Origin of the sequence: Paraburkholderia sp. BL25I1N1 (assembly GCF_003002025.1) — a bacterium.
Lineage (GTDB): Bacteria > Pseudomonadota > Gammaproteobacteria > Burkholderiales > Burkholderiaceae > Paraburkholderia.
In genome coordinates, this window is record NZ_PVZB01000003.1 from 16065 (window position 1) to 37652 (window position 21588).

Sequence of the window (21588 nt, forward strand, 5' to 3'; positions counted from 1 at the left end):
CGGCCAGCCCGCCCAAGGGGTGCCGGTCCCTTTTCCGACGCGAGCAAACAGGACCGTCTGCTGCCGACTCGCGCGCCGCCGGCTAGTTTTAGCTGCCCCCGAAAAAAACGTTGCATTGCGGGTCCACCCTGCACGACCTGGCATGTCTCGCGCCGCTTTGCATACGGGTATCCGGCGTGCCGCCGTAAGCCTCCATCCCTCTACTCGGCGAAGAATCAGCCTGAGTTGCGGCGCTTTGCTGGGGGGCGGGTTGTGCAGCATCGGGCGTGCTTTGCGCATACGCCAACCCCGCCACAATAAACAATCCGAAAGCAGCACCCATCGATCGTAATTTCATGTCGGCTCCTTAAGCTAGATTGAGTTCCATCCATGTGATTGGTTATTCGCGTGTCGCGCGGTTCAAATCTATACGGATGTACGGATGCGAAGACGTCTTCGAATCCGTGGGCCAATCGCCCGAGGCCAAAGTTTCAGGCAATTGGGAAGAAGCGAAGCGCAGTGCGCCAAGCGAAGGTCGTGGACGCGAGATGGCGTGCGAACAGGCAATGCCGATCGATTTCATGGACCCATCGACACGCAATAGTCGCCCCTGCAAATACGTTATAGGGCGCGGAAAGTCGAAACGAAAGCGAATGTTTTTTGACCCGATACCTCCACACAACACGGCAGCGATTTTCCGTGGCGTGTCGAGATCGGATCTGTCATCAAGGGGCGCAAAAGTTTTTTGCACTCTGCCTGCAACAGTGTTTTCAGAAATCGCACATCGACACCGACTTTCGTCGACACGATACTTCCCACATCCGAATTGTGTGGTGACGGGACGTGTCGGCAAGGCAAGACGACACGAGCCCGCTACGAGGCTGGAACTTCGAAGGGGAAACCGACATGGACGAGCAAAAACGCCTCAGCATGATCGCTTATCTGCGCCGCAAAATGACCACCGTGGGCATCAAGGTGGGCGACCTCAAGGCGGCAATCGCCGAAGACAGGGCGCGTCAAAAGTCGGCGCGATATCGCAGTGCTTTCGGCGACACCTGGGACGGCAAGGGGGACATGCCGCAGTGGCTTAAGCAAGCCACGAGCGCTGGGCAATCACTGGCGCACTTTGCGATCGACAAACCGTCGACATCGGCTAGTCGTCAACGGCCTGCCATCGACTGGAGTCGTGACCCGTTCGCGGGCACACGCCTCGCGACAGTTCGGGCGTGTTGATCTGACAGGGTGCGTCGCTCCGGGCGTTCAATGCGAACGACCGTGGCCTCCGCCACCGCCATAGTAGTGGCCGCCACCCATACCGTGGCCCGGATATCCGTTGCCACCCCAGCCGCCGTGACCGCCCCAACCGCCCGGATGTCCGTGCCCCCAGTAGCCGTGGTGACCCCAGTAGCCGTATCGGCCGCCTCCATAACAGCAGCCGCCCCAATAGCCGAAACTCAGTGACACTGAGGGGCCCCACCACGCGGGCGAGCCGTAATAGGGATACGCAACCGGGTAATACGCAGGCGCAACGTAGACGGGCACGGCCGGTGCGATATAGCTGTTCGTGGCCACCGTCGCATCTGACGCAACCGCACCATCTGCCGCTGTGCCGGCCGTCGAGAAAGGATATTGCTGCCCGGCGACCGTCGGCACACCGCCATAGGGAACGTAGCCGTAGGGCACGTAGTAGTAGCAACCGGACAAAGCGGCGGACGAGACCACCAACGCAACGACGCGGCCCGTGCGCGACGTTGCGGCCAGCGTTTTCATGGCGTGCTCCACAGTCTGATACGGCGCGGCATGGCGCGCCTCTAATACAGTTAGCTTACTCCAACGGCGACCTCGCAGCGGCACGTCGATGTGGCTTGAAAACGGCGTTCATCGTGCGCCCGGTCGAACACCGCTCAGGCCAAAGAGCAACCCGCATGCCGAACAGAGGTGGGATTTCCTCGGCTGCCCGACATAGCAGCTCGGCTTACATGCACCGGCATTTTGTCGTACAAATTGCTTTCAGCGGCAATCGAATTCTCGTCATCGAGCCTTCACATATTGACGGGACAATCGCGCCACTGAGAGAGCAGGGTGTCGCTACCCCCAAAAATTCAAATGCAAATTCTGCCGAACACACCGGCCACCAGAATCAGCTTTCATCGCGGGTATGGTCTCCGCGCAAGTACGACGCCGACCGGCGATGGTCTGCATTCCGCCGACTTGGTTATCGAACAGCCAGGACGGCCGCCGCAAGCTTTCGCCTCGTTGGACCTGTTCTACGACCACGAGCAGGCAATCCATTACGCCACTGTCTGGGGCCGTATTTGGGTCGACTCAAAGACCTGACACCAACCTGCTCCACTCAGGAACGCCGCTTGCGCGCCAATGGATTACCTTTTTTCGAAGGAGGTAAATCATGGGCTCAATCAACCCGCAAGGTGACACCGGCCGCGGAGCGGAAATAGTCGGTGGTGGTATCGGCGAAGGACCGGGGCCGGACATTATGGCTGCGGCAACGCTCGACGGGAACAAGGTCATGTCCTCTGACGGCGAACACGTCGGGAAAATTTCGGACATCATGCTGGACGTCAGGAACGGACGTATCGCCTACGCGGTACTTTCCGAGGGCGGCTTTCTCGGAATGGGTTCCACCCTGCACGCCATCCCATGGAGTGCGTTGACGCTCGACACGGACCAGAAGTGCTTCTTCGTCGACATTACCGCACAGCGTCTGAAAGACGACCCGGGTTTCGACAAAGACCACTGGCCGACCATGGCAGACGCGAAGTGGGGAGAGTCGACTTACAGCTACTACAACCGCCAGCCGTACTGGGCAGCGACCCATGACGTGGTGGAAGGCGACCCTGCCATCAGACCGAGCGAACACTAAATAACACCAACAGGTAAGCCGTACCAGGCGGACGGCTAGTCTGTCGCTTCAGTGCTTGCGCCCACCGCGCCTCATTGCGGTGGGCGCAAGCACATCAAACGATGCATAAGCCGTATTCGAATGGAGCAGGCCTGACAGATATTCGAGGAAGCGAACGTCAGACCGGATTCAAGGCAGGCCGCTCGTCCAGCACGGCGGCAACATTGTCCAGCGCCGTGAAACCCATCTGATCTCGAGTCTCCATCGTGGCGCTCGCCATGTGAGGCGTCAGGAACACATTGTCGAGTCCGGCGAACCGCTTATCGACCGTGGGCTCATTCCGGTACACGTCCAGCCCAGCGCCGAATAGATGCCCCGAAGTCAGCGCTTCGTAGAGCGCGTCTTCGTCCACCAGCGCACCACGCGCCGCGTTGACAAAAACCGCGCCGGTCGGCAGGAGCGCAAATTCTTTTTTCGTCATCAACGGGGCGCCTCCGCCCGGCACGTGCAGCGTCAGCACGTTGCAGTGCGGCAGCATGTCGTCGAGACTGCTGTAGAACGTCGCGCCATTTTCCAGCGACGCAGCTGCACGGTTGATGTCCGTGTAGATCACGCGCATGCCGAACCCCTGAGCACGCTTCGCGACCGCGCGTCCGATACGCCCGAATCCGACAATGCCGAGCGTCTTGCCATTCACGCGCATACCCAGCATCTCGGTCATCCCGAATGATTTGCCCCAGCCGTTGCGCATGATCCGTTCGTATTCCGACGCGCGTCGGCAGGCCGCCAACACGAGCAGCAGGGAAAAATCGGCCGTGCATTCGGTCAGCGCATCGGGTGCGTTCGTGACGACGATTTCCTTCTCGCGGGCGGCCGCCACGTCCATATGATCGAAACCGGCGCTGGCATTCGCAATGATCTTCACGGTCGAAGGCAGCGCGGCAATGTGCTCTGCCTGCAAACCGGACTTCTTCCCGATCAATACGGCCGGCGTTTCGTGCTTTTTGCAAAAGTCGACGACAGACCACGCGTCCATATCGGACTCGGTCACGAAGGCATGGAATTCGGTCTTCGCGCGATTCGCCACGGCTGTGGGCACCTTTCGCGCAATCAACAGCCTGGTGCGGTTATTTTCCGACATGATGTTTCCTTGGGTAGGCAGACGTCGAGAGACTACGAAACCGCGGACGGGACCGTCAATGTTGATTCGATGAATCAACTATCGAAAACGATTCACCCGTTTATTCGTTCGCAGCGCACTCTGCACGTTGCGATTCGTTTTATTCCCTGCCCGAACCCGCGTGCTGCCGGCAACACGCGCATCAGGAAAACCCTGGTGCGCGCCCCATCGGCAAGGCGCCCAGATGTTGATTCAATGAATCAAGATTGCTCGACGGATAGTGCGAATGCAACTCTGCTTCCCGTGTTCAACCGAACTGTCGAGAGGAAGTGAAATGCCTGCATCGAAGAAATTTGCCGCTGTGACCGGCGCCGGCTCCGGCATCGGCCGCGCCGCCGCCGTGGCGCTCGCCAATGCGGGATTCGCCGTTGCGCTGATCGGGCGCAGAGCCGAACCGCTGCTGGAAACGAAGGAAACCATCGGCATGGGCGGTGGAGAAGCGCAGGTATTCCAGGCCGACGTTGCCGACGCGGCATCGGTCGAGCACGCGTTTTCGCGCATAGCCGAGACCTTCGGCCGGCTCGACGTGCTCTTCAACAACGCAGGCCGCAACGCGGGCGCCGTGCCGCTGGAAGACTACGATGCCGATTTCTGGAACGATGTCGTGGCCACCAATCTGACCGGCGTCTTTCTGTGCGCTCGGGCCGCTTATCGCTTGATGAAAGCGCAGTCTCCTCAGGGCGGACGAATCATCAACAACGGATCGATCTCCGCTCACTCGCCGAGGCCGCATACCATCGCCTATACGGCGACAAAACATGCCGTCACCGGAATCACCCGCTCGGTCGCGCTGGACGGACGTGCGTTCAACATCGCCTGCGGCCAGATCGATATCGGTAATGCGGCCACATCGCTCACGGAACGCATGAACCGCGGCGTACTGCAAGCGGACGGACGCATGGCGCCTGAAGCAAGAATGGATGTGACGCACGTCGCGAACGCCGTCGTGCATATGGCCGGCCTTCCGCTCGAAGCCAATGTTCTCAACATGACGATCATGGCGAGCGCGATGCCGTTCGTCGGCCGCGGATAAACCGCCCTCACGCCACTATAAAAAGAACAACCGGCCAATGCACTGGAGACACCGATGAAAGTCGTAGACGAACAAACATTGTCGGCGCGAAACCCGGCTTACGCGGATACCACGAAGCGCTCCAGAGTGCGATACGTCGTGCTCTCGATGCTGCTCGCGGCAACCATCCTCAACTACGTGGACAGGTCGGCGCTCGGCATCGTCGCGCCGGGCCTCTCGAAAGGCCTGGCGCTGGACAAGATGCAGATGGGCGAGCTGTTTGCCGCATTCGGCCTCGCCTACTCTATCGGGCTGGTGCCCGGCGGCATACTGACCGACATTCTCGGCTCGCGTGTTGCTTATGCGCTGTCCCTCGTCGGCTGGTCGTTCGCCACGCTAACGCAAGGTCTCGCGAGCGGCTATCACATGCTGCTCGGCTCGCGGCTCGCCATCGGCGCGCTGGAGGCGCCGGCTTTCCCTTCGAACGCGCGCGCCGTGACGTTGTGGTTTCCCGCCCGCGAGCGCGGCTTCGCGACCAGCGTCTATGTCATGGGGCAATACATCGGCACGCCGTTGTTCACCGGTTTGTTGCTGTGGATTTCCGCCGCGTATGGGTGGCGCATGGTCTTCTACGTCACGGGCGGCGTCGGCATTCTGTTCAGTCTTGTCTGGTACCGGGTCTATCGCGACCCGCATCAGCACGCGGGTGTGAATGCCGCCGAACTTCAATACATCAACGACGGCTCGACGGCCGCGCGCAAGCCGCGCGAGAAGTTCGACTGGCGTATGGCGCTCAAACTGCTCGGTTACCGGCAGATTCTCGCCATCTGCATGGGCAAGTTCTGCAACAACACATTGCTTGTGTTCTTCACCACGTGGTTCATGACCTATCTGATCGAAGCGCGGCACATGTCGATGATAAAGGTCGGCATTTTCCAGGCACTCCCCTTTATCGGCGCGACGGCCGGCATTCTCCTCGCGGGCTCCCTCTCGGATTTTTTCATTCGACGCGGAGTATCGATTTCCACGGCACGCAAGACGCCGCTCATTATCGGCACGCTGCTGGGAGCATCGATCATGCTCGTCAATTTTGTCGAGTCGAACGAGGCGGTGATCGCCATCCTGACTATCGCGTTCTTCGCGCAGGGTGTCGGGTCGATGTCGTGGGCCGCCGTTTCCGAAATCGCGCCGCGCCAATACGTGGGACTCACCAGCAGCATCACCAGCCTCGCGGCCAATATTGCGGGCGTGACGACACCGCTCATGATCGGCTATATCACTCACCACACCGGCCACTTCTACTGGGCTCTCAACCTGATGGGCGCGATATGCCTGCTCGGCGCGTTCTCTTACTCCGTGCTGCTGGGGAAACTCTCCCGCATTGAACTGTGACGCTTTTGACTATCCGGTGAAACCGTATGATTGAATTCAAGTGGGATCATCTGCAACTGTGCTCGGCCGACGCCGAAGCCACCGCCGCATGGTTTGCGCGCTGTCTGAACGCCGAGATCGTGCGTCGTCCGGGGCGAGTGGATTTGCGCATCGGCAGCATCAACCTTTTCATCACGGCGTTGGCGAGCGCGCAAACCGGCCGCGCCGATGGCGAGCGAAAACAGGGCATCGATCATTTCGGTCTGGTCGTGGACGATCTCGATGCCGCGTTCGAGCATCTGTCGCGCTGCGACGCGGAAATCGTCGAGCCGATCAAGCAGGTTCGCCCCGGCGTCAGAGCCTGCTTCGTGCGATCGCCAGGGGACATTCTGGTCGAGATCCTTGAGCGGCGACCCGCCGAGATGACTTTTACCTGAAAAGACGTCAATATTGACGCTCGACCGGTTGCGCTCGAACGTACGGCGCGATCCGCCCGGCTACGGCTCTGCTACCCGTTCCGCTGCATCACCTTGCCTGCCATCCCATGCGAAACTGGATCACGCTGACTGAAGCGGCTCGACAACTCGGCGTGCAGGCGCAGACTATCTATGCGTACGTCAGTCGAGGCAACATCGCGGTCATGCCGGATCCGAATGACCCGCGCAAGAGCCTTTATCGTGCGGAAGACGTGGCCGGTCTGTGCCGAAAAAAACAGGTTGGACGCAAGCGCGAGGCGCTCGCCGCCGGGACCATATTCGGCACCGAGCCGTGCATTTACAGCGGCATCACCACCTTCTCGAAAGGGCGGGCGTATTACCGCGGACGGGATAGCATCCGGCTTTCTGACACGGCGACGCTCGAAGACGTGGCGGCGATACTCTGGAATGCGCGCGGACCTGTCTCCTTCGAACCCGGCGACCTGCCGCTACAGGGCGGCGAGCCCGGCCGGCAATGCGCGTTCACGTCGCTGGCGGCGCTCGCGGCCTGCGGTCATTCCACCCTCGGACGCACCGACAGCGCACTGCATGTCGAGGCAGGCCGGCTCGTGGCGCTGATCGCGCAGGCATTTGGCGCGCGCCGCAATACGAATGCACAACCCACCCATGAACGGCTCGCGCTGGGTTGGGGCCAGGACCGTGCAGGCGCCGAACTCATCCGCCGCGCCATGGTCCTCGTCGCCGACCACGAGACGACGAGTTCGGCGTTCGCCGCCAGAATTACCGCCTCCACCGGCGCATCCTTGCCGGGATGCCTGCTCACGGGGCTCGCGACGCTCTCAGGCCCGCTGCATGGCGATGCGTCAGGCCGCGTGAGAGCCGTGTTCGACGACGTCGGGAGACTCGGCGCGGAGCATGTCGTCGTGCATCATTTGCAGTCGGCTACGCCCATTCCAGGATTCGGGCATCACCTTTATCCGGACGGCGATGCGCGGGCGGCCGCATTGCTCGAGGTGCTCGATCCGCCTCGAGAACTCACGTCGTTCATCAACAAGGTGGTTGAACTGACCGGCCTCAGGCCGAACATCGACATTGCGCTTGCCGCATTGGCGGCGCAGTTGGCGTTGCCGCGCGACGCGTCGTTCGCGCTGTTCGCAACGGCGCGAAGCGTGGGTTTGCTGGCGCATTGCATCGAGCAACTCCGGGTCGGCAAGGTCATTCGGCCACGGGGCCGCTACACAGGCCGCGCATTGGAAGACGTCAGCCCCGCGCTGCCCGCTGAAGGCGGCGAGAAGGCGCTCGACCCGGCTACGCTCGACAAGAATCGGGTATTCAAGGTGGTTGAGCGCTGAGAAGCGCGTTTGCCCGATCTTGGGTAAAAACACAAAACTTTCGATGCGACTGTCGATTTCGCGCGCATTCGCTCGTCGTCGTATTGAAGGCACCGGACATCTTCCACATAATCCGGGGCCCAACTTTAGACAGGAGAATCCCATGCGCGTCATGGTCATGGTCAAGGCGACCGCCGAATCCGAAGCCGGTCAAATGCCCAGCACGGAACTTATCGAGGCGATGGGCCGATATAACGAGGAACTGGTCAAGGCCGGCATCATGCTCGGCGGCGACGGACTGAAGCCGAGCTCGAAGGGCGCGCGCGTGAGATTTTCCGGCCAGGACCGAACCGTCGTCGACGGTCCGTTTGCTGAAACGAAAGAATTGATCGCGGGCTACTGGATCTGGCAAGTGCAATCAATGGACGAAGCGATTGACTGGGTGCGCCGCTGCCCGAACCCGATGACAAGCGACTCGGAAATCGAAATTCGTCCGTTCTTCGAAGCTGCGGATTTTGGCGAGGCGTTCACGCCCGAGCTTCAGGAAAACGAAGAGCGGCTTCGGCAGCAGATCGAATCGAGGCAAAGTAAAGAGTAAGAGACCTCCGCACGCGCGATCGTTGCCGCCTCTCGTCACACGCCTTCGACGAGAACCGCGCGGTAACGCGCGCCCTTGAACCGGTGCTGAGCGACTTCCTGATACGCCGGGCTGTCATACCACGCACGCGCGGCTTCTGTTGACGGAAACTGCACGATCACCACACCCTCAGGCGCGTCGCCCTCAAGAACCTGCTGGGGTCCGTAGGCAGCGAGAATCGTGACGGGATGACCCTTGAAAGTCTCGCCCACCTTGCTTTGATAGATGTCGAGTTCAGCCTGATCCTGCGTGCTTTCCTTCGTGAAGACGATAAATGTCGCCATAACGTACGCTCCTGAAGTGTGGTGAAGATGCGCACGACGTTCCCCTGCGAGCGTATTGGACCTCGATACGCAGCGTCGGCGCATAGTCGAATCTTATTGCATCCTGCATTTTAGCGTCGCGACAGCTATCGAGTCGTCGTGGCGTGAATCGCTTTGACGAGCGTGTCGGTAAACCGTGTGTCGCCCCACTTTCCGCGGCGGCGCACCTGGGCATCAGATTTGCTGCACCATCATCTGGCGTGCGTGACGCGTGTTGCGACGCAGCGCTACCCGAATGCCCGATACCCGGCGAATCGTTCGCCAATGGGTCCAAATCCCGCTTCAGCCCGCCGCTCCGGCCGCGCCCATTGTCGCCGGATCGTGGCCTCTCTCGCCATGAGGAGAACGCATGATGCAACAGACCGCCTCCACCACCCCGCAACAGAGCGCCGATCCCGACGCCGCCCGAACCAGCCGCCAGCCTTCCGCGAACGCGACGATGCCTGTCGAGTTGACCGTCAACGGCAATCTCTACACGCTGTCGCTCGATCCGCGCACCACGCTGCTGGATGCGCTGCGCGAGCATTTGCACCTCACCGGCACCAAAAAGGGTTGCGACCACGGCCAATGCGGCGCCTGCACCGTGCACGTGAACGGACGGCGCGTGAACGCATGCCTCTCGCTCGCCGGCACGCACGCCGGCGACGAAATCACCACTATCGAAGGCATCGGTCAGCCCGAAGCGCTGCATCCGATGCAGGCCGCGTTTGTAGAATGCGACGGCTACCAGTGCGGCTACTGCACGTCGGGCCAGATCATGTCCGCGGTCGCGCTGCTCGATGAAGCAGTCGGGCCCGGCGACGCCGAAGTGCGCGAAGCGATGAGCGGCAATCTGTGCCGCTGCGGCGCCTATCAGAATATCGTCGCGGCGATCCAGCGCGTGCGCGGCCAGTCCTGAGGAGCGCCATCATGGAAATCTTCCAGTTGTCGCGCGCCAACGGCGTGCGTGACGCGATCGCGGCGGGCGCGACTTCGGCAACGGCCCAGCAAGGCGCACAAGTACGCTTTCTGGCGGGCGGCACGACCTTGCTCGACCTCATGAAGTTGAACGTGGAGCGGCCGACGCGGGTTATCGACATCAGCCGGCTGCCGCTAGACACTATCGAAGCGCTGCCCGACGGCGGCGTGAAGATCGGCGCGACGGCGCGCAATGCCGACCTCGCATTGCATCCGCTGATCCGCACGCCGTACGCCGTGCTATCGCAGGCGCTGCTCGCCGGAGCCTCGGCCCAATTGCGAAACATGGCGACGACCGGCGGCAATCTGCTGCAACGCACGCGCTGCGTCTACTTTCGCGATACCGCGATGCCATGCAACAAGCGCGAGCCGGGCTCGGGCTGTCCGGCCATCCAGGGATTCAATCGCACGCTGGCGATTCTCGGCGCCAGCGACGCCTGCATCGCCACCAACCCGTCGGATATGAACGTCGCCTTGACCGCGCTCGACGCCACCATTCACGTCGAAGGGACGAACGGCGCGCGCAGCATCGCGATCGACGACTTCTTCGTGTTGCCGGGCGCAACGCCACAGCGTGAGAACGTGCTCGACGCGGGCGACCTCATCACGCACGTGACACTACCGCCTCTTCCCGCGGGTGCCCGTTCCGTTTATCTGAAACTGCGCGATCGCGCGTCTTACGAGTTCGCGCTGGCGTCGGCCGCCGTGGTCATGACGCTCGACGGTGGACGCATCGGGCATGTGCGCGTCGCGCTCGGCGGCGTCGGCACGCGGCCGTGGCACGCGCTCGAAGCGGAAGCCGTGTTGCGCGGCGCAACGCCCGACGCCGCAACCTTCCGCAAAGCCGCGGATGCCGCGCTTGCAAATGCGAAGCCGCAAAGCCAGAACGGCTTCAAAGTCGAACTCGCGCGCCGCTGCATCATCCATGCGCTGACCCAGGCTACGGCCGCGACGCCCTGAACCGTCCATCGAAAGGAACGCACCATGTCCACCTTGCCCGACTCCGTGCTGTCCGTGATCGGACAGCCTCAAGCGCGCGTCGACGGACCGCTGAAGGTCAGCGGCGGCGCTATCTATACCTCCGACGTGGATCTGCCCGATCTGCTGGTTGCCGTGCCGGTGTGCAGCACGATCGCGAGCGGCCGGCTCGTGTCGCTCGATATCGCGGAGGCCGAGGCGATGCCCGGCGTGCACGCGGTGCTGCATCGAGACAATATCGGCCGCTTCTACCGGATCTCCGGCAACTCCATGGAGACCGGCTATGTCGACGAAGCGCGGCCGCCCTTCGAGGACGACATCATCCGCTACTACGGCCAGTACATCGCTGTCGTGATCGCCGATACCTTCGAAGCGGCGAGCGCGGCGTCGGCGGCGATCGGCGCCCGCTACGAAGTCACGCCGCACGACGTGCGCGACGAACTCGAGGCCGACGAGAAGCCCAAGGTCGAGAGCGAGCGCGGCGACCCGGACGGTGCGTTCGACGCTGCGCCGACGACGCTCGACGCAACCTACGTGACGCCGACGGAAACGCACAACCCGATCGAACTGCACGCGTCGATCGCGGACTGGGACGGAGAGAACTACACGTTTTACGAGACCACGCAGGCCATCACGGTCCATTTGGGCACGCTCTCGCAGATGCTCGGCGTGCCGAAGGAAAAGATCCGCGTGATCTCCCGCTATCTTGGATCAGGCTTCGGCGGCAAGCTCTGGATGTGGCCGCACACACTGCTCGCGGCGGCGGCAACGCGTCAGATGGGCCGTCCCGTGAAGCTGGTTGTGAGCCGCAAGATGATGTTTCAGAACGTCGGCCATCGCCCCGTCACGCAGCAGCGTGTGCGGATGTCAGCCGACCGCGACGGCAAACTCACGTCATTGCAGCACGACTACGTCAACCACACCGCGATCGCCGACGAGTACCAGGAAAGCTGTGGCGAAGTCACGCCGCTCATCTACAGCACGCCGAATCTGCGTGTGACCTCGGGCCTCGCGCGCCGCAACGTCGGCTCGCCGACGTCGATGCGCGGCCCGGGTGCCGTGCCCGGCCTGTACGCAATCGAATCGGCGATGAACGAACTGGCGCATGTGCTGAACCTCGATCCCGTCGAGTTGAGGCTGCGCAATGAACCGCGCGTGGACGAGAGCACGGGTTTGCCCTTCTCCTCACGGCATCTGGTCGAATGTTTGCGCACCGGCGCCGAGCGCTTCGGATGGTCGCAGCGGACGCCGGGTGTCGGCTCGATGCAGCGCGACGGCCTGACCTTGGGCTGGGGTGTCGGCGCCTGTGTCTGGCCAGGCTTGCGCTTCTCCGCTGCGGCGGACGTCGACCTTCGAGCCGACGGCAGCGCCCGGGTGGTATGCGGCACGCAGGACATCGGCACCGGCACGTACACGGTGCTCGCACAACTGGTCGCCGAAGAAACCGGCATTCCGCTCGCGCGCATCGAGGTCGGTCTCGGCGATTCCGTCTTGCCGCTGGGACCGATTTCGGGTGGCAGCGCGGCGACGGCATCGGTGATTCCCGCCGTGCTCGATGCGGTGCGCGCGGCCAGCAAGATTTTGCTGTCGCGTGCGGCGGCCGTCGACGGTTCGCCGTTCAAAGGTGCACGTGAGGATGAACTCGCGTTCAGCGCGGGACATGTGTATCGCAAGGGCGAAGCGCCAGAGCGCGGCGTGCCGTTCGGCCAGATTCTCGAAGCAGCGAAGATGCGCGCCGCGTCGGGCAGCGGCAGCGCCAAGGGCGGCTTCGACGATCCGCTGAAGAAACGCTTCTCCATCTATTCGTACGGCGCGCACTTCGTCGAAGTCACGTGGCAGCCGGAGATCGCGCGGTTGCGCGTGAGCCGCGTCGTCACGGTGATCGATGGAGGACGCATCGTCAACCCGCGCGCCGCGCGCAACCAGATCGAAGGCGCAGTCGTGATGGGCGTCGGCATGGCGCTGTTCGAGCACACCACGTACGACAAACAGACGGGCGCACCGATCAACAGCAACCTGGCCGATTACGTCGTTGCGACGAACGCGGACACGCCCGAACTCGACGTGACCTTTCTCGATCATCCGGATACCGTGTTCAACGAACTCGGCGCTCGCGGGATTGCGGAGATCGGGCTCGCGGGCATCGCGGCGGCGATCACCGACGCAACCTGTCATGCGACCGGCGTGCGCGTGCGCAAGCTGCCGATCATGATCGAAGATCTGCTGGCGGCGGAAACGACTTGAGGACCGATGTTCATTGGAAGTCGTGGCCGGGAAAGCTATCCTATTAGCTTGTCTTGCGATGATCGAAGACGAACCAGGCATCGCACGCCGATAGTCGAAGGGAATGGTTCCGCCCTCGCGCGTGCCGGAGAACGCCATGACTCCTTTGCTGCAAACCCTGAGGGCCGCCGCGCTGGTGGCCCTCGCACTATGTCTCGCTGTGCCGAAGACTTTTGCCCAGGCGGCGCCTGGCGTGGCGGGTTCATGGTCTCTAGTCTCGTTGACCGTCTCGAGAAGTGGCAGCGAAGTGGAAGTGCTCGGTCCGCATCCGTACGGGCAACTCATCTTCGGCAGCGATGGGCGCTACGTTCTGCTAGGCGTTCGCGGGGACTTGCCGAAGTTTGCATCGGGTAACCGCTTGTCCGGTACCTCCGAAGAGAACGAGCGCATCGTCCAGGGCAACTTCGCGCACTTTGGCACCTATACCGTCGATCCGGCCGGACAGGTGATCGTTTTCCACATTCAGAAAAGTACCTTTCCGAACTGGGACGGCGATGTGCAACGGCGCCCATTCACCCTCGATGGGGACCGGCTGACCTACCTCACGCCCGGGAGTTTCGGATATGGTGCATCGAAAGTCGTGTGGCAACGAATGAAGTAAGCAGCACAACGTGCGGTGCATAACTTCCATCGCCGGCGCCCAGTCCCGAATGCGGCGCATGTCGATTCGTCGACCAGGAATCACAAGGCGAATCTAAAGACCTTTCTTGTAAGCGAATTGTCGTCCATCATATTCAAGCCAGAACGATCATGCACTGTCATCGAAGTTTGATGGAGACGGTGGCGGCTTAACACGTCCCTCCGCCGCGGCCTCCGCTCAAAACAATAGTTATGCCTGGCGATATCAGGGATTTCCATGCTCGACGATTCGCCCCTACTCGGACAAGGCTCGATGACAGCGCACCAACGCTGGACCATCCTGGTCGCCAGCACGGGGGGAGCGCTCGAAGTGTTCGATTTCGTCATCTTCGGATTCTTTGCAAGAAGCATCGGCAGCGAGTTCTTTCCGACGGTAACCGGCGTACCGGTGGAGACGTTGTCGTTCACGGTGCTGGCCATCGGCTATCTTTCCCGACCGGTCGGCGGCATCCTCCTCGGGCGATTCGGCGACACGCACGGGCGGCGCCTCGTCTTCATCTCGTCGGCGATGATCGCCTCCGTTTCGACGCTTCTCATCGGAATACTTCCTTCATACGCGGCATGGGGCGCGGCCGCCCCGGCGCTCCTTCTCGTGCTGCGGCTCATGCAGGGCCTCTGCCTCGGCGGTGAATTGCCGGGCGCAGTCGTCTACGCGGTCGAAACCGCGCGCGGCAGGCCGGGGCTTTTGTGCGGCATCGTGTTCGTCGCGGTCAATCTTGCGTTGCTTCTGGCGACGAGCATGAATCTTGTCATGCAATGGGTGCTCACACCCGGGCAAGTCAACGCGTTCGGATGGCGGATCGGCTTCCTGCTGGGTGGAATGGTCGGGCTGTTGAGCTTTGCTTTGCGGCGTACGCTTGCGGAGACCGACGAGTACGCGCAGGCCATCGGCGCCCGCCATCGCGAGCCCCTTGCTGTCCTGTTACGCAACCATTTCGCTCCCCTGATGACAGGCGCTGCCGCGTCGCTGCTGGCGGGCGCGTCGGGCGGCATCTTTATCGGCTTCGCGCCGGGTCATCTGAAAAAGCTTCAATACGACACGCAACAGATCGCGAGTGCCCAGACGTGCTATCTGATCGCCCTAGCTGCCTGCATTCTCGTGACGGCGCACGCTGGCGACCTGTTGCCGCGTCGCTACGTGTTCAGGTTGGGAACCGTCCTGTCCGCGCTTTTCGCGCCCTTCTTCTTCATCGCGGCCGCCCGGCACTATGCGAGCCTGCCCGCGCTGTTCCTGATGGCCGGCGTCGTCAGTTCGATCGCCAACGGAACCTTCGCGTGCGCGATTGCAGAAATGTTTCCCGTCGACGTCCGCTTCAGCGGCGTTGCGACGGCCATGAATCTCGGTCTGTCCGCGTCGCTGGGACTGACGCCGCTCGCGGCAAATTTCCTTGTTTCCGGTCTGCACTGGATGCCCGCACCCGCGCTCGTCATGGTGTTGTGCTCGGCGATTGCATGCGCGGCTTCATTCGGAATGAAGCGCGAGCGGCGGCGCCCCGACATAGTCGCTGTGAGCAGGAACTCGCGATGGCAGGAGCGCAGATGAACACGCCAGAATCCATCCGGATTGCGGATGTCGAGCTGAACATTCAGCGCTACGAATTGCGCCGCGCGGGTGAGAAGGTCAGCCTCGAGCGTCTGCCGATGGAGCTGCTGATCCTGATGGCATCCCGCAACGGGCAACTCGTCACGCGTGCGGATATTGTAAGAGCACTGTGGGGCGCGAATGCGTATCGGGAAACGGACAACTGCATCAATACGGCAATCCGGAAAATCCGTGTGGCGCTGCACGACGACCCGGTCAATCCGCAGCACATCATCACGGTGAAGGGCAAAGGCTATCGACTGAATAACGTACGGCCGATGCCGGAGGAGCCGGTACCCGCTCCGCAGGAAGCCGCGCGAATACTGGTTCTGCCGTTCGAAAACCAGACTGGCGATTCCGGCCAGAACAGCTTCTGCGATGCACTGGCCGACGAAACTTCCGCCAGCATCGGCATGCTCGATCCGGAGCGCATCCTCGTCATTTCGAGGACGACTGCCGCCCACTGCAGACGGGTCAGCATGAGCATTGCGGAGATAGCGCGCGAGTTGTCGATCGACTATGTCCTGGAAGGCGAGCTCAAGCGCGACGGCGTGAGGATCCGCATTCTGGCGCAATTGATCCGTTGCTTCGATCAGGTGCAGATCTGGAGCCGCGCGTATGAGCCGATGTCGCGCGGCGCGCTGGAAATCCAGAAAGAGGTGGGAGCGGCGCTCGCCCGGGAGGTGTCACCCGCGCTCGCGGCACAGCGGCGGCACATGCTGACGAGACGTTTGCCGGTCGATCCGGCGGCACACGATGCGTATCTGCGCGGCCGTTACTACTGGACGCGCCGCGTGCACTTCGATGCGGGGTTTGCCGCGCATCACGCGCTGAGCGACGAGGACTTCGTGCGCGCGCGCGGCTACTTCGAGCGCGCGATAGAACGGGACCCGACTTACGCGCTCGGATATGTGGGGATGTCGAACGTTTTGGGTGCCACGGCGACGCATGGAGTCTGTGCGCCGTCGGAGGGCCATCCGCTAGCGCGGCAGGCGGCGTTGCAAGCACTGGAACTGGACGCCAGTCTTCCTGAAGCCCACCAGGCGCTAGCGGGCGTGCACTATTTCTATGACTGGGACTGGCGGCGTGCCGAAGAAGAGTTCCTCGAAGCGTTGCGGCTGAACCCAAGCCACGCTGAAACGTGCCGCCTATATGCACGCCTGCTGCTGGTGCTTGGGCGAGAAGCGGAAGGCAGAGCGCAGTTCGAGCGAGCCGAAAAGGTCGACCCGCTCGGGTTCGAAGGATCGCGCGTATTCGGACTCGTACAGGCAGGCAAATACGACGAAGTAATTCGCGAGTGCCTGCACGCCGGGCGTGGCAATCGCTCCCCGCTCGTCTATCAACTGCTGGCGACCGCGTATGAAGAGCAGGGTCAATACGAGGAGGCAGTCGACGCGACCATCGACGCGCTAACACGGTGCGGCGAATTCGCTCGCGCAGAGACTATTCGCACGATCTGGGAGGCCGGCGGCTATCAAAAAGTCCTTCAATGGTATTTGCAGGATTTGACGGCGAGGCGTCAAAGGCGCTACACGTCGCCGTTTCTATTTGCGGAAATTTACGCGCGGCTCGACCAGCCGGACGAGATGTTTCATTGGCTCGACCTCGCGCTTGCGGAGCATTCGCCGCGCCTGTGCGAGCTTCGTACCAACGCATGGTTTCATCGCTATCGGTCGATGGGGCGATTCCGCAACGTCGAAAAGCGTATCGGCTACTGATCCCGGAGCCCGGCTCCGTCAAGCCGGACGGTCCCGCTCCGAACTTTAGCGTGCCACCGTTACGCGCGACGAGTGTATTCACAGGCACTCACCGTGCGTAACGCGCGGTCGCGCAAAGCTGTTGCGCTGCAGTCAATGGTGGCGGAACGGATTGGCCGCCACACGGCTTTGCTCCGGGGATTGCAGGGTGTTGAGGTCCGGATAGGACTGCCGCGCCGGATTCATTGCCATTCCCGTCTCACCCCTCGACGCGTCGCTGACGCCGCCGACATCCTGAGCAGACGGCGCGGTTCCCGATGGTACGGGTTTGTCTTGCGCCCACGCTTGTCCCACGAACATGCCGATCGCGCAGACCGCCACGATTCGAAGCGTTTTCATGTCAATTTCTCCTTCCCAAAAGTGCGAGAACGGTCAGTGCATGACCGGCCGTAAGGCGATCCCGGACGGTCCCCGCGAAGATGCGGCGTCGCGTTGCTATCGCTTTGTCAATCCTGCGATCAGATCGTCCTTTGCACCATCGACTGAGTCTAAAGAAATTGTTAACGCGGACCCGATTGCGGATCGGCGGAACGTTGTCGCGCAGCCTGCTCGTTCAAGGCGAGCGTGAATCGGGCCGAATCCCAATCCTCGTCGAGTGCGCGATGCATGAGTTCCTGCTGGCTTTCCGGCGCCAACCCGCCGACCGGCGGGTCGCGGTCGAGGTCGGTAGGGAACGGGTATCCCTCAGCGCAGGATGCGATTGCCGCGGTAATTTCCGTGTCGCTTATCCGCCCCGAAGCGCGACGCTCGCGCAGTACCGGATACAACGCTTCGCACATTTGCGTGCGGTCGAGCACTTCCATCGCCCGGCCATAAGCCGATGAGACCTGCAAGAGGTTCGCCATGCGTTGTACGTCCGCGGTGCGATTTTCGCCGGCCGCATGGAATAACGCGGGACTGAAGAACACGGCATCGCCCTTGGAGAGCGGCAACTGGACGAAATGGTCCTCGAAATACTCGCGAAATTCGGCTCGGCGCCACGCCAGATATCCCTCGTCATAGCGCTGCGAATACGGCAGGAGCTTCGTCGGGCCGCTCTCGACCGGCATGTCGCTATGCGCCACCGCGCCCTGCAAGGTGAGGAAGGGTGACATCCGATGGACGTGCGCGGGATAGCGTTCGGCTTTTTCAGCCGTCTGGAAACCGAGGTGGTAATCGCGATGCGCTTGCTGAGCAGCGCCGCCCGGTCTAACTACGTTGACCTGGGACGTCATCTGGTAGCACGGTCCGAGCCACGCTTGCGACACAGTCATCAGCATTGGATTTGAAAAGTATTGCGCGAATACTTCGGGTGCTCTCAGGCAGAGCTTCTCCTGGGCGTTCCAGATCCGGTCATTCGCGCCTGCCTTTGCGAAATGGTCTGCCGCACTGGAGCCTTGCTCGCGCTCACTATGAATAATGGATTCAAAGACGGCCGTGGCATTGTCGACCGGTCTGGTATCGACAAATGCGCGCCGCAGCACCAGCACCCCTGCGCCATCGTGAAGGACGCGAGCCCATTCCGCCTGCAACCGCGCTCTGTGCGACGCATCGCGTGTCACGCCGTCGAGTTGTGGACAGTCGTAAATGGGAATCCGCTGCATGACTTCCGACGCATAGCGGGTCGGGCCGTGGTCATCGCCCTCCAACAGCGCGACAAATTCATCTAAAGCGCAATCGCGCTCGCGGTACCAACTCTGCTCGCGCTTTTCGATGCGATCCTGGCTGTGGCCCATGTCTCCCTCCTCTGTACGTCAAGGATAGCGCCACGTCGATGCACTCGCCAGGTGCATGACGCATCGACGCATGAGCCGCCCGCTGTCATTGCGCGGGCGCGGTCTGCCCCATCTGCTCGCCAAACTGCAACGCAGCAAGCTGAGCATAGAGCGGCGAGCTCAGGAGGAGTTCGGCGTGACGACCCTGCGCGACGATCCGCCCCTGTTCCAGCACGACAATGCGGTCGGCCTGCTGGACGGTCGCGAGGCGGTGTGCGATGACCAGCGTGGTGCGGTTCTGCGCGGCATTGTCCAGCGCCTTTTGCACCAGCCGTTCGCTGGCGGCATCGAGCGCACTGGTCGCTTCGTCCAGCAGCAGGATGGGCGGATTCTTCAGGATCGCGCGAGCGATCGCGATGCGCTGACGCTGCCCGCCGGACAGCCGCACGCCGCGCTCGCCGAGAAAGGTGTCGTAGCCCTGCGGTAGTTCTTCGATAAAGCCCGCCGCGGCCGCCATGTCGGCGGCCCGTTGTACTTGCGCGAGCGTGGCTCCCGGCGCGCCATAGCGGATATTGTCGAGCACGCTTCCAGAAAAAATCACCGATTCCTGCAGCACCACGCCGATCTCCTTGCGCAATTCGACAAGCGGCACGTCACGCGTGGGGACGCCGTTGATCAGAATGCGGCCGGCTTGCGGATCGTAAAAGCGCAGCAGCAACTGGAACAGCGTGGTCTTGCCCGCGCCGGACGGACCGACCAGTGCCACATGTTCACCGGGGCGGACCTCGAGCGAGAGTGCGGAAAGCGCCGCAATGCCCGGGCGCGATGGATACGAGAAGCTGACATCGTCGAAGCGGATGCCCTCGCCTCGCGCCGGCAGCGCGATCGTCGTCCCGGCCTCGACCACCGGCGAGCGCGCCGCCAGCAATTGCAGCAGACGTTCGGTGGCGCCGGCAGCGCGCTGCAAATCGCCCCATACTTCGGCGACCGCGCCCACGGCGCCGGCCGTGAACACTGCGTAGAGAATGAACTGGGACAATTGGCCCGCCGTCATGCGCCCGGCCAGCACCGCCTGCGCCCCGAGCCACAGCACGAATACGATGGCCGTGAACACCAGCACGATCACCACGGCGGTCAACCAGGCGCGCGCGCGAATGCGCGTGAGCGCGGTCTCGAAGGCCGCCTCCACCGCGCCCGCAAAGCGCTGCGTTTCAAAAGGCTCCTGCGTGTACGACTGAATGGTCGGCATGGCATTGAGCACCTCGCCCGCCAGCGCGCTCGTGTTCGCGATCTTGTCCTGGCTCGCGCGCGAGAGCCGTCGCACGCGGCGGCCGAAGATCACGATAGGCGCGACCACCACGACCAGCGTCGCGAGGATGTAGCCGCACAGCACCGGGCTCGTCACCGCCAGCATCGCCACGCCGCCGGTCAGCAGGAAGAAGTTGCGCAATCCCAGCGACAAGCTCGTGCCCACCACGGTCTGGATGAGGGTGGTGTCCGCAGTGAGCCGCGACAGCACCTCGCCGGTCTGCGTGGTTTCGAAGAATTGCGGGCTCATGCTCAGCACGTGATCGTAGACCGCGCGCCGCAAGTCGGCCGTGACCCGCTCGCCGAGCCATGACACGAGGTAGAAGCGCAGCGCCGTGGCGCCGGCCAGTACCAGCGATACGACCAATAGCGCGAGGAAATAGCGGTCGATGTGCCCCCGGTCGCCCGCGGCGAAGCCACGGTCGATCAGGTATTTGAACGCCACCGGCAAAACCAGCGTGGCGCCCGCCGAGCTCACCAGCGCGAGGAACGCGAGCGCCCAGCGGCCGGCGTAGGGGCGCAGGAAGGGAAACAGTGCGAAGAGCGGGCTGATACGGCGTGAAGGCGGCGACGTCTTGGAGACACTGGCGGCAGCGGACTGAGTCCGTGCAACCTCATCGGTTGGCTGAATCACGCGACATCCGCCAGCATCGACCGACGACAATCCGCCGCGGCGCACCGGCAAGCGTATTGGGCTCGAACGTCCTCGTCCGCGGGATCGTCGGTCGTGAGCAGGTATTCGATAAACAGTTCCTCGCCCGCATCGATCGGCCGGATCGTGTGAATGAAGATGCGGCCATCATCCTCGATGGTCTCGCAGTTCGGCGCGCAGGCGTGGTTCAGCCAACGCGCACTATTGCCTCCGCGGCTTCCGTCGATCACGCGCCCGTCCGACAGGCCGAAAAGAAACGTGTGCCCAGCGACGCCTTCGCGCCGATGCCGGCGCACCGCTTCCCGCCAGCTCGTCAATTCGCCCCGGTATTCAAGCACGCACTCACCCGCCGCGAGCGGCCGCATCGCGAACACACCCTTTCCGTGGACTGACGACCGCCGTACGATCACGCGCCGCATACTGGTTCCTTGACTGATTGACGCACCAGTATACGAGTGCAATTGCGCGCTTGCATGATTTTGTGCCGGCTTTCGGCACACATGGCCGTCCTGTCGAACGACAGTCGCCACATGGAGCTCGATATCGTTCCTGTACGGCTCGGAACCACTGCCGTACCCTTACCTCGTCCTTTAACTGAAATCGCTACC

At 62.4% G+C, this 21588-nt stretch carries 20 protein-coding genes; 13 read left to right on the forward strand and 7 right to left on the reverse strand.

Features of this window, described 5'->3' with window-relative positions; genetic code table 11:
* Positions 1-885 precede the first annotated feature (885 nt).
* Complete coding sequence (locus B0G73_RS04880; RefSeq protein WP_106278453.1) at positions 886-1212, forward strand: H-NS family nucleoid-associated regulatory protein; 327 nt, start codon at positions 886-888, stop codon at positions 1210-1212.
* A gap of 27 nt (positions 1213-1239) precedes the next feature.
* Here B0G73_RS04880 and B0G73_RS04885 read toward each other — a convergent pair whose 3' ends face one another.
* Entirely contained in the window at positions 1240-1749 is a 510-nt protein-coding gene (locus tag B0G73_RS04885) for a hypothetical protein (RefSeq protein ID WP_106278455.1), read from the reverse strand.
* Between the two features lie 637 nt (positions 1750-2386).
* Here B0G73_RS04885 and B0G73_RS04900 point away from each other — a divergent pair.
* Positions 2387-2860, forward strand: a complete 474-nt coding sequence (locus B0G73_RS04900; RefSeq protein ID WP_106278459.1) for a PRC-barrel domain-containing protein — start codon at positions 2387-2389, stop codon at positions 2858-2860.
* Positions 2861-3017: 157 nt separating this feature from the next.
* Here the strand turns inward: B0G73_RS04900 and B0G73_RS04905 are convergent, their stop codons facing one another.
* The gene (locus B0G73_RS04905) at positions 3018-3980 is read right to left on the reverse strand and encodes a D-glycerate dehydrogenase (RefSeq protein WP_106278461.1); all 963 of its coding nucleotides are present in this window, start codon (positions 3978-3980) and stop codon (positions 3018-3020) included.
* Between the two features lie 313 nt (positions 3981-4293).
* Between B0G73_RS04905 and B0G73_RS04910 the strand changes: the two genes are divergently transcribed.
* From B0G73_RS04910 to B0G73_RS04930, 5 genes are all read left to right on the forward strand, one after another.
* Entirely contained in the window at positions 4294-5052 is a 759-nt protein-coding gene (locus tag B0G73_RS04910; RefSeq protein ID WP_106278463.1) for an SDR family oxidoreductase, read from the forward strand.
* 54 nt (positions 5053-5106) lie between these two features.
* Positions 5107-6423 carry an MFS transporter gene (locus tag B0G73_RS04915; protein ID WP_106278465.1) on the forward strand — a complete coding sequence of 439 codons (1317 nt, stop codon included), beginning with the start codon at positions 5107-5109 and terminating at the stop codon, positions 6421-6423.
* A gap of 26 nt (positions 6424-6449) precedes the next feature.
* A complete protein-coding gene (locus B0G73_RS04920; protein ID WP_106278467.1) occupies positions 6450-6839 on the forward strand; it encodes a VOC family protein in 390 nt (129 codons plus the stop codon).
* A gap of 107 nt (positions 6840-6946) precedes the next feature.
* On the forward strand, positions 6947-8191 hold the full coding sequence (locus B0G73_RS04925; RefSeq protein ID WP_106278469.1) for a citrate synthase: 1245 nt from the start codon (positions 6947-6949) through the stop codon (positions 8189-8191).
* 142 nt (positions 8192-8333) lie between these two features.
* On the forward strand, positions 8334-8768 hold the full coding sequence (locus tag B0G73_RS04930; RefSeq protein ID WP_106278471.1) for a YciI family protein: 435 nt from the start codon (positions 8334-8336) through the stop codon (positions 8766-8768).
* Between the two features lie 35 nt (positions 8769-8803).
* Here B0G73_RS04930 and B0G73_RS04935 read toward each other — a convergent pair whose 3' ends face one another.
* Entirely contained in the window at positions 8804-9091 is a 288-nt protein-coding gene (locus tag B0G73_RS04935; RefSeq protein ID WP_106278473.1) for a DUF1330 domain-containing protein, read from the reverse strand.
* Positions 9092-9479: 388 nt separating this feature from the next.
* On the opposite strand from B0G73_RS04935, the gene B0G73_RS04940 reads away from it, so the two are divergent.
* The 6 genes from B0G73_RS04940 to B0G73_RS04965 all read left to right on the forward strand — a co-directional run bounded on the left by B0G73_RS04940 (position 9480) and on the right by B0G73_RS04965 (position 17287).
* Positions 9480-10028: a (2Fe-2S)-binding protein gene (locus B0G73_RS04940; RefSeq protein WP_106278475.1), complete on the forward strand. Its 549-nt coding sequence runs from the start codon at positions 9480-9482 to the stop codon at positions 10026-10028.
* A gap of 11 nt (positions 10029-10039) precedes the next feature.
* The gene (locus B0G73_RS04945) at positions 10040-11047 is read left to right on the forward strand and encodes a xanthine dehydrogenase family protein subunit M (protein WP_106278477.1); all 1008 of its coding nucleotides are present in this window, start codon (positions 10040-10042) and stop codon (positions 11045-11047) included.
* A gap of 24 nt (positions 11048-11071) precedes the next feature.
* Entirely contained in the window at positions 11072-13309 is a 2238-nt protein-coding gene (locus B0G73_RS04950; RefSeq protein ID WP_106278478.1) for a xanthine dehydrogenase family protein molybdopterin-binding subunit, read from the forward strand.
* Between the two features lie 136 nt (positions 13310-13445).
* The gene (locus B0G73_RS04955; RefSeq protein WP_258193175.1) at positions 13446-13949 is read left to right on the forward strand and encodes a lipocalin-like domain-containing protein; all 504 of its coding nucleotides are present in this window, start codon (positions 13446-13448) and stop codon (positions 13947-13949) included.
* A 291-nt stretch (positions 13950-14240) separates the two neighbouring features.
* Positions 14241-15530: an MFS transporter gene (locus tag B0G73_RS04960; RefSeq protein WP_258193176.1), complete on the forward strand. Its 1290-nt coding sequence runs from the start codon at positions 14241-14243 to the stop codon at positions 15528-15530.
* Positions 15527-17287, forward strand: a complete 1761-nt coding sequence (locus B0G73_RS04965) for a winged helix-turn-helix domain-containing protein (RefSeq protein WP_106279129.1) — start codon at positions 15527-15529, stop codon at positions 17285-17287. Before B0G73_RS04960 ends, B0G73_RS04965 begins: the two co-directional genes overlap by 4 nt.
* Positions 17288-17419: 132 nt before the next feature.
* Here B0G73_RS04965 and B0G73_RS04970 read toward each other — a convergent pair whose 3' ends face one another.
* The 4 genes from B0G73_RS04970 to B0G73_RS04985 all read right to left on the reverse strand — a co-directional run bounded on the left by B0G73_RS04970 (position 17420) and on the right by B0G73_RS04985 (position 21399).
* Positions 17420-17665 carry a hypothetical protein gene (locus B0G73_RS04970; RefSeq protein ID WP_106278485.1) on the reverse strand — a complete coding sequence of 82 codons (246 nt, stop codon included), beginning with the start codon at positions 17663-17665 and terminating at the stop codon, positions 17420-17422.
* A 161-nt stretch (positions 17666-17826) separates the two neighbouring features.
* A complete protein-coding gene (locus B0G73_RS04975) occupies positions 17827-19041 on the reverse strand; it encodes a phytanoyl-CoA dioxygenase family protein (RefSeq protein ID WP_106278487.1) in 1215 nt (404 codons plus the stop codon).
* 85 nt (positions 19042-19126) lie between these two features.
* Positions 19127-20881, reverse strand: coding sequence for an ABC transporter transmembrane domain-containing protein (locus B0G73_RS04980; protein ID WP_106279131.1), 1755 nt, complete (start codon positions 20879-20881; stop codon positions 19127-19129).
* Positions 20882-20958: 77 nt separating this feature from the next.
* Entirely contained in the window at positions 20959-21399 is a 441-nt protein-coding gene (locus B0G73_RS04985) for an SET domain-containing protein (protein ID WP_106278489.1), read from the reverse strand.
* Positions 21400-21588: the final 189 nt, after the last annotated feature.